10 protein-coding genes and 2 pseudogenes are annotated in these 12,918 nt (G+C 57.3%); 4 read left to right on the top strand and 8 right to left on the bottom strand.

Annotated features, from left to right (window positions below):
• Window positions 1-3: 3 nt before the first annotated feature.
• From P3R38_RS13910 to P3R38_RS13925, 4 genes are all read right to left on the bottom strand, one after another.
• Window positions 4-1,668 (bottom strand): hydantoinase B/oxoprolinase family protein, encoded by a 1,665-nt coding sequence (locus P3R38_RS13910; protein ID WP_277686277.1) that lies wholly within the window; start codon window positions 1,666-1,668, stop codon window positions 4-6.
• A 24-nt stretch (window positions 1,669-1,692) separates the two neighbouring features.
• Window positions 1,693-3,768: a hydantoinase/oxoprolinase family protein gene (locus P3R38_RS13915; RefSeq protein WP_277686278.1), complete on the bottom strand. Its 2,076-nt coding sequence runs from the start codon at window positions 3,766-3,768 to the stop codon at window positions 1,693-1,695.
• Between the two features lie 236 nt (window positions 3,769-4,004).
• A complete protein-coding gene (locus P3R38_RS13920) occupies window positions 4,005-4,679 on the bottom strand; it encodes an SDR family NAD(P)-dependent oxidoreductase (protein ID WP_277686279.1) in 675 nt (224 codons plus the stop codon).
• Between the two features lie 73 nt (window positions 4,680-4,752).
• On the bottom strand, window positions 4,753-5,502 hold the full coding sequence (locus P3R38_RS13925; RefSeq protein WP_277686280.1) for an SDR family oxidoreductase: 750 nt from the start codon (window positions 5,500-5,502) through the stop codon (window positions 4,753-4,755).
• 98 nt (window positions 5,503-5,600) lie between these two features.
• Between P3R38_RS13925 and P3R38_RS13930 the strand changes: the two genes are divergently transcribed.
• The 3 genes from P3R38_RS13930 to P3R38_RS13940 all read left to right on the top strand — a co-directional run bounded on the left by P3R38_RS13930 (window position 5,601) and on the right by P3R38_RS13940 (window position 9,308).
• Window positions 5,601-6,194 carry a TetR/AcrR family transcriptional regulator gene (locus P3R38_RS13930; protein ID WP_277686281.1) on the top strand — a complete coding sequence of 198 codons (594 nt, stop codon included), beginning with the start codon at window positions 5,601-5,603 and terminating at the stop codon, window positions 6,192-6,194.
• A 167-nt stretch (window positions 6,195-6,361) separates the two neighbouring features.
• On the top strand, window positions 6,362-8,005 hold the full coding sequence (locus P3R38_RS13935; RefSeq protein ID WP_277686282.1) for an acetolactate synthase large subunit: 1,644 nt from the start codon (window positions 6,362-6,364) through the stop codon (window positions 8,003-8,005).
• An 85-nt stretch (window positions 8,006-8,090) separates the two neighbouring features.
• Window positions 8,091-9,308, top strand: a complete 1,218-nt coding sequence (locus P3R38_RS13940) for a DUF3422 domain-containing protein (protein ID WP_277686283.1) — start codon at window positions 8,091-8,093, stop codon at window positions 9,306-9,308.
• A 118-nt stretch (window positions 9,309-9,426) separates the two neighbouring features.
• On the opposite strand, the gene P3R38_RS13945 is transcribed toward P3R38_RS13940, so the two are convergent.
• Window positions 9,427-9,936, bottom strand: coding sequence for a cyclic nucleotide-binding domain-containing protein (locus P3R38_RS13945; RefSeq protein ID WP_277686284.1), 510 nt, complete (start codon window positions 9,934-9,936; stop codon window positions 9,427-9,429).
• Between the two features lie 760 nt (window positions 9,937-10,696).
• Between P3R38_RS13945 and P3R38_RS13950 the strand changes: the two genes are divergently transcribed.
• Entirely contained in the window at window positions 10,697-11,032 is a 336-nt protein-coding gene (locus P3R38_RS13950) for an RAQPRD family integrative conjugative element protein (RefSeq protein ID WP_277686285.1), read from the top strand.
• Between the two features lie 80 nt (window positions 11,033-11,112).
• Here the strand turns inward: P3R38_RS13950 and P3R38_RS13955 are convergent.
• From P3R38_RS13955 to P3R38_RS13965, 3 genes and pseudogenes are all read right to left on the bottom strand, one after another.
• Window positions 11,113-11,669 (bottom strand): annotated as a pseudogene (locus tag P3R38_RS13955) (radical SAM protein); the annotation flags it as partial.
• A gap of 54 nt (window positions 11,670-11,723) precedes the next feature.
• Window positions 11,724-12,704: an XdhC family protein gene (locus P3R38_RS13960; RefSeq protein ID WP_277686286.1), complete on the bottom strand. Its 981-nt coding sequence runs from the start codon at window positions 12,702-12,704 to the stop codon at window positions 11,724-11,726.
• 2 nt (window positions 12,705-12,706) lie between these two features.
• A pseudogene (locus P3R38_RS13965) lies at window positions 12,707-12,916 on the bottom strand (hypothetical protein); the annotation flags it as partial.
• Window positions 12,917-12,918: the final 2 nt, after the last annotated feature.

Here is a 12,918-nt window from a genome sequence, read left to right on the forward strand (position 1 = left end):
GACTCAGCGCTCCTGAGCGGCTTCGAAGCCGTAGTCTTCACGCGCCTGTTGGGCGCTGATATATCCGAAGCGAACATCGCGAGCTACTTGATCACGATCACGCTTCAGCGGGTCGCCATAGCCGCCGCCGCCAGGAAGGCTCAAGATCAGGCGGCGATCGGCTGGAACGAACTGCTGGCCTTTGCCTCGCAGCACCGTGCCGTCATCCAGGCCGACAAAGCCTTGAGCGCCTGACTTACCACCCTCCAAGCCACGAGCTGCATACTGGATACGGTCAAACATCGCGCTGAAGCGGAAGCTGTAACCTTCAGCAGCAGAAACTTCGATCTCCTGACCCAGACCACCACGGAGCTCACCGGCGCCACCCGAGCCTTCACGAAGCTCTTTGCGCCAAACAACGACAGGCCCCGCGTGTTCGGTCGCCTCTACTGGCATGGTATGCACCCCGCTTGGGAAAGCGGTTGCGCTCAAGCCATCCATTGCCGAGCGAGCCCCCATACCACCGCTGTTGAACATCAGCATTTCTGCGTTGCGCCCATTCGGGTTGCTCTCCAGCGGACGGACGCTCAGGTGCAGGTTCCACAGGGCGCTGGCGCCTTCAGCGGGCACCTTACCTGGCAAGCACTTATGCAATGCACCCAGCACCAGGTCCGGAACGAAGTGGCCCAGCACGTGACGCACTGAAACAGGAGCTGGATGCTTAGCATTCAGGATGCAGCCTTCCGGTGCCGTTACTTCAAACGGTGCCAGCGATGCAGAGTTGTTTGGAATTTCCGGAGCGACGATGCACTTCAAGCCGTAGCAGGCGTAGGCTTTGGCATAACCCAGCGGAACGTTGATACCAAATTGACTCATGCCGGAAGTACCGGTGAAGTCAGTGGTAATCCCGTCAGGACCGACAGTGAGGGTTACGACCAGGGTCACTGGCACATCGTAACCATCCAGGGTCATGCTATTGCTGTAAGTCCCGTGCGGAAGCGACTTGAAACACTCCAGAGTAGCGCGGCGGCTGTGCTCCAGAATGAAGCCACCAATGTGCTCCAGATCGTCCAGCTGAAATTCTTCCAGCATATCCAGCAAACGCTTGTGACCGGTCTCGTTACAGGCCGACAGTGCATAGAAGTCGCCAACGACGCGGTCGTTTTCACGCACATTGTTACGCAGGATATTGATGAAGTCGCGATTGACCTGGCCGCGCTCGAAGAGCTTGAGCACAGGGATCATCAGACCTTCCTCGTACACTTCACGCGCATCAGGACCAAAGCCGCGGCCGCCAATATCCACAACGTGAGCAGTACTTGCGAAGTAGCCGATCAGTTTTCCCTTGTAGAAAGACGGCGAGACGATGGTGATATCGTGCAGGTGGCCCGTCCCCTTCCATGGGTCGTTGGTCACGTAAACGTCACCTTCAAAGATATTGTCTGCACCAATGTCGTTGATGAAGTGCACCACTGCCTCGGCCATGGTGTTCACATGACCAGGGGTACCGGTTACAGCTTGGGCCAGCATGTTGCCCGCACGGTCGAATACACCAGCGGACAGGTCACCCGCCTCACGAACGCTAGTGGAAAAGGCGGTACGGATCAGCGTCAGGGCTTGTTCTTCTACCACCGAGACCAGCCGGTTCCACATCACCTGCATTTGAATGTCGATCATGGTTTCGCTCATGGTTCTTTCTTCCGATGTGGGGCGTTAGCGACGAACAACCAGGAGGCAGCCGTCGGGCTGGACCGTGGCGGTGAAGTTCGAAGTGACGAAAGTGGAGGTCTCGCGCTCGACAATGATGGCCGGGCCTTCGACGCGCGCACCAATCTGCAGCTCTTCACGCGGGTGAATACCCGCATCTACAAAGCCACCCGCAGCGACGTCAAATACCTTGCGACGCGAGATTTCTTGAGCGCGATAGGCGGCTCCGACTTCGTCGATGCGCTTCACAGGGGGAAGCGGCGAACTGGCTTTGACCGACCAGCTGACAATTTCAATGTCCGGCCCTTCGATTGGACGACCGAAGAAGCGGGTGTAGGCCTCTTCAAAGAGAGCCTTGAACTGGACGGTGTCAGCTGCAGTGAACGCTTTGAACGGCAAACCGACAGGGATTTCCCAACCTTGGCCGACGTACCGCATGAAAGCAGTGCAATCCATTTCAGCCTCGCCTTCCGGCATACCTTGGCGCAGGAAACCCATGGACTCAGCTTTCATTTCTTCGATCAATTTGTTGACTGCGGCTGCGTCGAACTCCGAAAGGCGAACAAAGGAGCTTCGAACAGCTTCATAACCGAACGGCGCGCGCAGGAAGCCAATTGCAGAACCGACGCCCGCACCGGCTGGTACTACGAATCGAGAAACACCCATCTTTTCGCACAGGCGCGCTGCGTGCAGCGGGCCACCGCCACCAAAGGTGATCATGGTGTAATCGGCGATATCTTTCCCGCTTTCGACTGCATGGACGCGACCAGCGTTAGCCATGTTCTCATCGACCACTTCGCAGACACCGAACGCTGCGGTATCAGGATCCATGCCCAGCGGGTTACCAATCACCCGCCCCATGGCTGCCGACCCCTTCTCCGTGGATAGGCGCAGGGCACCGCCAGCGAAGTTGTCAGCATCCAGTCGACCCAGCAGCAAGTTGGCGTCGGTAATGGTCGGCTCCAGGCCGCCTCGGTTATAGCAGGCTGGACCAGGTTCGGACGCAGCGCTGTGAGGACCCACACGGATCTGGCGCATGCTGTCGATGCTGGCGATAGAACCACCGCCTGCGCCAATCTCGACCATCTCCACAACCGGGATGGAAATCGGCATGCCGCTGCCCTTCTTGAAACGATAGGTCCGTGCCACCTCGAAGGTTTTTGCGGTCTTAGGCACCTGGTTTTCAATCAAACAGATCTTGGCAGTCGTACCACCCATATCGAAGGAAACAACCGAGTCAAGCTTGTAACGACGGGCGATATCTGCTGCGAAGATAGCGCCGCCAGCTGGCCCCGACTCAACCAGACGCACCGGGAACTCAGCAGCACTCTCAACCGAGATGATGCCGCCGCCGGAGTGGATCATGAAGACCGGGCAATCGGCGCCTTCTTTTTTTAGCGTGACAACCAGGCGGTCCAGGTAGGACTTGATCAGTGGCTTGACGTACGCGTTGGCGCAGACAGTGTTGAAGCGCTCGAACTCGCGCATTTGTGGCGAGACTTCGCTGGAAATCGAAATGGACAACTGAGGCAAACGCGCCTGCAGTGCATCGCGCAACTGGCGCTCGTGGGCACCGTTCACATAGCTGTGGATGAATCCGATCGCGACACTTTCATAGTCGCCTTGGGCGATTCGTTCCACCAGAGCGTCAATTTCCGCTTTGGCCGGGGCGATCAGGACATTACCTTTCACACCCAAGCGCTCGCGCAGGGTGAAACGGTCTTCTCGAGGGATCAGCGGTGGCGGCAAGGCGATGTTGATGTCGTACTGCTCGAAGCGGTTCTCGGTACGCATTTCCAGCGTATCGCGGAAACCTTCAGTGGTGATGAAGGCAGTGCGTGCACCGCGGCGCTCGATCAGCGCGTTTGTCGCCAGAGTCGTGCCATGGATCAACTGATGGATGTCAGAGAGAGTCAGGCCGGCTGCTTCTACGACCTGCTTGACGCCGGTCATGATCGCTCGCTCAGGCAACTCGTAATCGGTCAGGATCTTAGTCGAATGGAGCACGCCATCCACATCCAGCGCGATATCAGTAAAGGTGCCGCCAATGTCCACGCCGACCCGGCATGATGTCGCAGTCATCGTCATATCCCCTGCTTTGTAGTTGTATCCGCCCACTAAATGGCCGGCTTCAATGTAAGTTATATGTTGTCTTACAGGTGGTCAAGGGGTTGGGCACCAAGATTTGAGGCCAAATGGTCATAAAAAATGATTCGACCCAAAATAAAAGCCACCCCTCCAAGAAGTCTGGATAGCTCCAGACCTTTTCCTTGCAAGGGCGGCCTCGCCTTTTACCCGTGAAGCTTCATGCCAAGGCGTTAGCCAAGTGTTTTGACCATCCTTGCCCCGCCGACAGCTTGCGCAGTCGGGAATACTTCGAGACGGGACACATCAACGGCGGCAGGCATGCGCAAAGCGGCCAGCAGCAGCTCAGCGATGTCTTGCGGCTGAATAGACTCATAGCCGTCATAAAGTTCACTACCAGCAGCTTGCATGCCCATAGCAGTGCGGTACAGCTGGGTCTGAACGCGGCCAGGCGCGATTTCTGTAACACGAACACCTGTCCCCAGAAGATCACAACGCAACGCATCACAGAACAGGCTCACGCCGGCTTTGGACGCGCCGTATACCGCAGCGCCTGGATGTGGAGCCCGCCCGGCACTGGAGCCAATGAAGAAGAGATGACCGGCGTGTCGCTCGACCATGCCAGGTAGAACTTGCCGAGCGAGGTAAAGCGGCGCCTTGAGATTGATATCGAGCATGTTGTCGATCTCAGTCTCTTCAATTTCCTGGAAGGACGCGCGCGTGGAAAGGATACCGGCGTTATTGACCAACACATCAATCGCCTGTCCTTCGAGAGCAGCCTTGAGCGCGCCCACATCGCGAACGTCAGCCTCGAGAGTAGTGACGCCTGATTCACCAGCCAGCTCTGCTAGCGCTTCGCGACTCCGCCCAACGGCAATGACTTCCAACCCTGCATCGCGCAAGGCCAAGACGATTGCCTTACCAATGCCACTGGTAGCACCAGTGACTAACGCGCGTCGGTAGCCTGCCGGCAATACTGCATTAGGCATAGATGTACCCCCCACTAACGATGACGTTTTCGCCGGTGGCATAGCTGTTACGGCTGCTACCCATCATCACGATCCACTCAGCAATCTCAGCCGGTTCAGCAGCACGACCCAGCGGGTTAGCTGCGGCCAGCTCGCCAAGGAAACCAAGCTGCTTAGCACGCTCAGTCGCGAAACCTGCCGGAGCTACCGAGTTCACGAGAATCTGATCCTTTGCACACGCATGAGCAAACGACTTGGTGAGGCTCACGACTGCAGCTTTGGTTGCAGCGTAATGGGCGTTCTGCGGGTGAGCCTTGAAAGCATCAACCGAGGTGACGTTGACGATACGGCCGGTCACAGCCGGGGCCGCGACGTATTGCTGCATGTGACGCACAGCAGCCACCATCATATGGTACGTGCCCTTGATATTGACCGCGTTCTCCAGATCCCACTCGTCATCAGTGATCTCGAGAATGTCTTTCCGAGGGTAAATGGCGGCACTGTTCACCAAACAATGCACACGACCAAGCGCATCCACGATCTGCTGGAAAGCAGCATGGGCAGTTTCCTGCCGAGCGATGTCACCGATCGCAGTTGCCACCTCGACGCCCTGCCCACGTAACTCCTCAGCAGCCTGCACCAGCAACTGCTCGTTACGGTCGATCAGGCCAATCTTACTTGCCCCACGCTTCACCATCAATCGAGCCGTTTCCAGGCCCAAACCCGACGCACCACCCACAATCACTACGGTTTGATCGTTCATGCCAAGCTCCTCCGATAAAAGCTTTACTGTAAGATGCCTGTTGTCTTACATTTAGTCAACCAATCCCGGCAATAGCGAAATACAAAAGGGCCTCGGTCATGACAGCTTCCGACGTGAAAAACGCCCGCGATCGCATCCTAGAGGGCGCTTGCGAGCTCTTTGCAGCTTACGGCTATCAAGCAATTGGATTGCGGGATTTGGCAGATCACGTTGGCATAAAGGCTGGGTCCCTTTATCACCACATCGAAAGTAAGCAGTCCCTCCTATTTGAGCTCATGGAGGACGCGATCAGTGAGCTGCTGTTTTACACACGGCAGAACCTCCGCCGTAAAGCGCAGGCGAATGAACGACTGAACTGCTTCATCGACACCTTCCTTGCCTTCAAGCAACGCTCGAATAGCAGAGCAGCCCTGCTGGCTCGTGAGCAGATCAACCTAACCGAAGCGCAAGTAGAAGAATTCAATGCCCTTAAAGCCGAATACATCCAACTGCTTTCGGACATCATCAGGGACCTCATCAGGACAGTCCACCTGCCGCAAACGACACTCTCGATGGCTGCGGACGCGGTCATCGGCATGCTTTTCAACCAGGCGCAGTGGCTCAATACGGACATCAACGTCAGCCAGAAAAACCCCGTTCTAAAGCGTTTTGCTTACGGGATTATCGCAACGATGAATGTCGAGGCGGCTTAAGTTGCGGACGGTTGTCTGACCGACTCGTCCGGAGATGAGCCCGAGCCGTGAGCAGGTACTACTGACCCTGTTGCACCGAATCGGGCTGCTACACCTCGCACGCAAGCCGTGAAACCGCAGGCAATACATGCCTGCTTCTACTGAAAATAACTAAGGTAACCGCCCAAATGGCCAAGGCCGCTGATGTCGTCGTGCAATGCCTGGAAAACGAAGGTGTCGAGTATGTGTTCGGCATTCCCGGTGAGGAAAACCTCGACCTGCTGGAATCCCTGCGCAAGTCGAAGATCAAGCTGGTTCTGACCCGCCACGAGCAGTCCGCGGGCTTCATGGCCGCCACCTATGGTCGCCTGACCGGCAAGACCGGCGTCAGCCTGTCGACCCTGGGCCCTGGTGCTACCAACCTGGTGACCGCCAGTGCCTACGCCTACCTGGGCGGCATGCCGATGATGATGATCACCGGCCAGAAGCCGATCAAGAAGTCCAAGCAGGGCCGTTTCCAGATCATCGACGTGTGCGGCATGATGGACCCCATCACCAAGTACACCCACCAGTTCGCCTCGGCCGACAACATCCCGGCCCGTATGCGCGAAGCGTTCCGCCTGGCTGAAGAAGAGAAGCCGGGCGCCGTGCACCTGGAACTGCCGGAAGACATCGCCGCCGAGCAGACCGATGCGCTGCCCATTCCACCAAGCCTGCACCGTCGTCCGCTGGCCGAGCATAAAGCGATCGAAGCCGCCATCGAAAAACTGTGCACTGCCCGCAGCCCGATCCTGGTGATCGGCGCCGGCGCCAACCGCAAGATGACCGCCAAGGTCCTCAAGCAACTGATCGACAAGACCGGCATCCCGTTCATCACCACCCAGATGGGTAAAGGTGTGGTCGACGAGCGTCACCCGCGCTTCCTCGGCAACGCGGCGCTGTCCTCCGGTGACTTCGTCCACCGCGCCATCGAAGCGGCCGACCTGATCATCAACATCGGCCACGACGTGATCGAGAAGCCGCCGTTCTTCATGGTCCGTGGCGGCACCGAAGTCATCCACATCAGCTTCCGCTCCGCTGAAGTCGATGCCGTGTACTTCCCGCAGGTGGAAGTGATCGGCGACATCGCCAACGCCGTGTGGCAGATCAGCGAAGCGCTGACCGACACCACGCATTGGGACTTCACCCGCCTGATGACCATCCGTGAAGCGAACGAAGCGCAGATCGCCGAAGGCGCCGACGACAACCGCTTCCCGGTCTACCCGCAGCGTATGGTCGCCGACATCCGTCGCGTACTGCCGTCCGACGGCATCGTCGCCCTGGACAACGGCATCTACAAGATCTGGTTCGCCCGCAACTACAAGGCGCACAAGCCGAACACCGTGCTGCTGGACAACGCCCTGGCAACCATGGGCGCCGGCTTGCCATCGGCCATGGCAGCGCACCTGGTATACCCGGACCGCCCGGTCATCTCGGTGTGCGGCGACGGCGGCTTCATGATGAACAGCCAGGAGCTGGAAACCGCAGTGCGCTTAGGGATGCACATCACCGTGGTGATCCTGCGTGACGACGGCTATGGCATGATCCGCTGGAAGCAGGCCAACATGGGCTTCACCGATTTTGGCCTGGATTACGGCAACCCAGACTTCGTCAAATACGCCGAAGCCTACGGTGCTCAAGGCCACCGCGTGGAATGCGCAGACGCCTTGCTGCCGTTGCTTGATCACTGTATTTCTAACCCAGGTGTACATGTGATCGATTGCCCAGTCGACTACAGCGAGAACGATCGCATATTGAATGCAGAACTTCGGGAGCGTGCATTGGCAATCTAACGGGGGCGGCCGCCGCTTGCGGACGAAACCTCGCGGGCCGTGGCCACCATTCGAGAATCGGCAATCATTTCAGGCTGGATTTCTTATGCACCCTCAACGCTTTGCCTTACACAACGAGCTCCATGCCCGACCTTCCCTTTACTTCAATGGGCCGGCTCACGTCTTTCATGTCGCATTTCTGGGGGACAGATCCGACTGCAAAAAGGTATTAGAACGCTGCGGAATCGAAACAGAAAGCACTGAGGTTGCTCAGGGCATCACAAATTTTGCCGATCACCCATTCAAGTGGGAACAACACAGTGAGTTTTTTACACTGACGCTGGTGGTATCTAGCAACAGAGATGAACCTGATTGGCGGGAGATGCCACCAGCGTTGACGGAAGCCATCTCGCCCTACTACAGTCAAGTTATAAATGCCATTCAAATCATAGTACGCAGCGACCAGGATCTCGACGTCAGTCGCTATGGATTTAAGGATCCGTGTGGCTCCTGCGTAGGCGGTGGTGATGCTGCTGTATGGAGCGATTTCCGCCTGACTGATGATGGTATTAACCGGTTCCTGTTTATCAATCGTCGCCTCAACGCCTATCGTCAAGGCCGTATGATCAGACGTCTATTAGAAATCGAAACCTATCGAATGATGGCCTCGCTGACCCTTAGCACTGCAAAAAAACTGAGTCTAGAATTGGACCGTTTTGACAATATACTGGTGAGTCTATCGGAGCGAAGCGCGCGCAACGATGCCGATGACTCAAAAGGACTACTGGAAGCAATCGCCCACCTATCCCGTCAAGTGGTCAGCCGCACGGTCACCACCCGTCATAGATTCGGAGCAACTCAAGCCTACGCTCAGCTAGTTTTTGAACGGCTTGGAGAACTAAGAGAAAGCCACGTCGGGGATTGCCAACGGGTTGGGGTATTCATCGAAAGGCGGTTCAAGCCTACTGTGCGTTACTGCGCAGCCACAGAGCAGCGACTGGAGCAACTGGCCAAGAACGTGGCGAACCTAGGAGACCTTCTTCAAGCTCGCGTGCAGGTAGAGATGGAGGAGCAAAACGCAGAAATTTTGCGAGGGTTGAACGCCCGAGCCGATGCACAAGTGAAAATTCAGCGCGCCGTTGAGGGGCTCTCAATTATAGCAATAACTTATTACCTCTTAAATTTATTCAAGCTGACCTATAACGGCCTCAACGTAGTCGGAGTTCACTTGACAGCCCGCGAAGCCATTCTGAGCATGGCACCCTTAGCGTTGATTTCACTAACACTAATATTTATTAGAATACGCAAGGCCAAACACCACTGAGGACGCATCAAGCATAGACCAACCCGAGCCTACGCAAAGCATCGCCCCAAAACTTACAGACACACGCCTTATCTAAAACATTGCACAGGCACTGCTATCACCATGCGCATTCAAACCTTCATTGTTTATTACCAGATATAAAAAATTTTTTATCTAGCTCAGCAACTTTGTCAGCCATCCGAACTATGGTGCGGGCCATGCCACGAGCAAGATTGAGCAGCAACAAGCCAAAAGCCTCAGGCTCCTGCTGATGGAGCTCAAAAAATTGTTCAATACTAATCTCCAGGATAACTGCATCCTGTTCAACAATCGCTGTCGCAGTACGATTGCTTAAGCTAATCATATGCACGAAACCTAAATCATCACCAGGCTCGTGATGTCGCGAGATAACCATAGATCCGTCTTGGCCGGGAATAAAATTATTAATACTGCCTTGAAGAACTATATAAAAGTAAGCTGTCCGATCTCCCACCGAATAAAGGACTTCGCCACTTTTAAGTTGCAACACACGGCCCGCCGTGAGCATATTCAACAAAACAGCATCCTGTATGGCGCCGAAAGTAGATAGCTCACGAAAATAACCAGGCCCCAAATCCTGCCATATTTGACTTGCGTTCACTTGTTGCATGATCGGCTACCTTATTACGTTTTCGAGCCATCCGTCTCAGTATAGTAGGCCTGCGGGATTCAATGGGATGGTCGAGACCTCAACGCCTTACCTGTATTCCAACTCGGCCCATGCGAAAGGCAGCACCCTATCGACGTAGGGCGAGCGCCCATCGCCAAGGAGGTCAACGAATGGCTCGTCGAAACGCACGCTCGGACACTGGGTGATGCAACGGCACAGTTGTTACCGACATCCCGAAGCGCACTCGTTTCAACTGACCTGCCAAATAGGCAGCGAACAGGAAAGGGTCCACGACCGGCTATAAAGGGTCGAAAATAGACGCTTGCAGGAGGTCGCTAGCATCAACAGGCCCTGGCTCGAGGGTGTATGATAGAGTGTAATCAGGATACGGGGCGGACGGCGAACCAGTTGCTCGCCAGAACCCAAAACGAGATCCGAGCGCTTAAGTCAGATGGCCGAATTCCGAGGCTACAAACCACTCTAGGGGACCATCTAGCTGCGCGTCCATTATCGGCCCGCTCACGCAATCCTCGAACGAAAATGACCCCACACGATATAGATGCCCCTCAGGCATTCGCTGCAGTATTCGTGAGGCCTGCAGCGCTCGCAGATTGGTATCGTCCCCCGAAAGGTTGAACTCCAGCCTTACCCCGCTTCTGTCAACCTCGCAAGAAAGCGAAAGGCCGAGAATCCCTTTAACTCGTGCCTCAACTCGCCCGCGCAGTAATGGTGGTGACCAGAGATTGCTCTGGAGCCCGCCATGAGGACGTACGCCTTCCCGTTGCTTGTGATTTGTTTAGCAACAGTCCCAGTTGTTGCACAAGAAAGTCGCGAGCGCTCGGATCTAGTACTCGTACAACGACAGCTCGTTGCCATCGAACAGTTGGCCGATCAGGCGGAGAACGGCTCAGACGAAGCCGCTGGGGCGCGTTATCACTTCGACTATCCGAGGTTTGCGGCTGACCTCGAGCGTATGCGTCAAGGCATCCACAAATACCTGTCGCCCTCCCGCGCGCAGCCAGCCGACCTAGTGGAACTGACGGGTCAGTACCGAGCTGAAGCGCCTCACACGAGCCACTCCGATGAGCATGACTGATGCCCAACTCAGCGCGTTTTCGGCCGTTGCCGGGTTTTCCCCACAGCTCAGTTCGGTGCTGTGGCGCTCAACGCCTGCCTATCGCGAGCCAGATGGCCCATGCGCATCAGCTGGATGAGGCGCAGCTCCACGCCCCCAGCCAGGCAGTAGTCGAGCATCGGGAGGATCTGTTCGTGGTTGTAGCCACGCAGCGGCACCATGTTGCTCTTCACACGCAGGCCTGCGGTGAGCGCCTGGTCGATGCCCGCCAACACCTCAGTCAGCTCACCGCCACGGGCGATACGGCGGAATGCAAGAGCATCCAGCGAATTGAAACGTTGATGCGTTTGATCCCGGCCGCAAGCAGCACCCGCAGCTTGCGCGACAGCAGCTGACCGTTAGTGGTCAGCGACACATCCTCGAAATCGAAGCGCCCCAGCGCCGCCATGAAGTCGTCGAACAGCGGGCTGATCAGCGGCTCGCCGCCGGTGATGCGCAGAGTGCGCATATCGTTGACCTGCTTAAGGTACTCCACCGCCAGCAACAGCTTGGCCAACGGCAGCGCGTTTGGGTCCGGATGCAGACGTTTGCCGTTGGGCACGCAGTACACGCAGGCGTAATTGCAGGCACTGGTCAGGCTCACCCGCAAGTTACGCAGGTGCCGCCCCTGCCATCGACGATCGGGCTGGACGGCTGGTTTGGCGTGACCGCCTCAAAGCGCATCGCGCGGCCGGCCCCGGTAAACGCGGACAACATCGGCGATGGCCGCCAGGGCTATCTCCGCCGGCGTCTTACTCCCCAGCGCCAGGCCTACGGGCATGTGCAGGCGGGTAATCTCGGCTTCGCTCAGGCCACCGACGCGGCGCAGCCGTTCGGCGCGTATCGCCGAGGTGCGCTGCGACCCCATGACGCCGATGTAGAAGGCGGGCGTGCGCACGGCCTCGATCATCGCCAGGTCATCGATGCGCGGGTCGTGGGTAAGCGCCACTACCGCCGTGGCACGGTGGCAACCATCGGCGGCGATGAACTGCGAGGGCAGCTCCTTGCGCAGTTCGACGCCTGGCACATCGAACCCCGAATACGCCTCCTCGCGTGGATCGCAGACGATGACCTCAAAGCCCAGAGTACGGGCGAACTCCGCACAGATCACCGAAACCGGCGAGATGCCGGCGATGATCAGACGCGCCGCCGGGCCGACGCGAATCTGCAGCGAGAACCCGTCTGCGGCCTCGACTACGCGCAAGCCCAGGCCATCGTCCTCACTCAAGGTCGCCTGGCCGTTGCGCAAATCGACACTGCGCAACAGATGCTGTTGGCCATGCAGGGTCGCAAGCAGGCGCTCCAGTTGCGCCCAGGTAGCGTCATCGGCCGGCAGGCGCTCAATCAGGACCTTGAGAATGCCACCGCAGGGTAGCGCTATGCGCGAGCCTTGTGGCCCTTTTGGGTCGCCATAGCGCAGGACGGTGATTGCTTGTTCAAACTCACCCTCTTGCAGGCGTTCGAGAAAATCTTCTTCGACGCAGCCGCCTGACAGTGAGCCGACATGGCCGCCATCGCGCCGCGCCGCCAATAGCGAACCTGGTTCGCGCGGGGAGGAGCCGAAAGTGGCCAACACGGTGCATAGCCACACCACCTCACCCGCCCGCGACCAGGCCAGGGCCTGCTCGATAACCTGTACATCCAGATGCTGCATGCTCAACCCACCAACTGCTGTCCAATGGGCAGACGGCCAATACGCTTGCCGATGGCCGCCGCCAGGGAATTCAACACGGCAGGCGCCAACGGCGGCTCGCCGATACCGGTCGGCGCGGTCGCCGATGGCACAATATGCACCTCGACCTTGGGCATATCGGAGATACGCAGCGGCATGTAGTTATGGAAGTTGGACTGATCGACCTTACCTTCGG

The organism is Pseudomonas sp. NyZ480, from assembly GCF_029537255.1.
Lineage (GTDB): Bacteria > Pseudomonadota > Gammaproteobacteria > Pseudomonadales > Pseudomonadaceae > Aquipseudomonas > Aquipseudomonas taiwanensis.

Bases quoted from the DNA above. Each gene is read 5' to 3' on its own strand.
- P3R38_RS13910 (WP_277686277.1), bottom strand. From the start codon at position 1,668: ATGAGCGAAACCATGATCGACATTCAAATGCAGGTGATGTGGAACCGG.
- P3R38_RS13915 (WP_277686278.1), bottom strand. From the start codon at position 3,768: ATGACTGCGACATCATGCCGGGTCGGCGTGGACATTGGCGGCACCTTT.
- P3R38_RS13925 (WP_277686280.1), bottom strand. From the start codon at position 5,502: ATGAACGATCAAACCGTAGTGATTGTGGGTGGTGCGTCGGGTTTGGGC.
- P3R38_RS13930 (WP_277686281.1), top strand. From the start codon at position 5,601: ATGACAGCTTCCGACGTGAAAAACGCCCGCGATCGCATCCTAGAGGGC.
- P3R38_RS13935 (WP_277686282.1), top strand. From the start codon at position 6,362: ATGGCCAAGGCCGCTGATGTCGTCGTGCAATGCCTGGAAAACGAAGGT.
- P3R38_RS13940 (WP_277686283.1), top strand. From the start codon at position 8,091: ATGCACCCTCAACGCTTTGCCTTACACAACGAGCTCCATGCCCGACCT.
- P3R38_RS13945 (WP_277686284.1), bottom strand. From the start codon at position 9,936: ATGCAACAAGTGAACGCAAGTCAAATATGGCAGGATTTGGGGCCTGGT.
- P3R38_RS13950 (WP_277686285.1), top strand. From the start codon at position 10,697: ATGAGGACGTACGCCTTCCCGTTGCTTGTGATTTGTTTAGCAACAGTC.
- P3R38_RS13960 (WP_277686286.1), bottom strand. From the start codon at position 12,704: ATGCAGCATCTGGATGTACAGGTTATCGAGCAGGCCCTGGCCTGGTCG.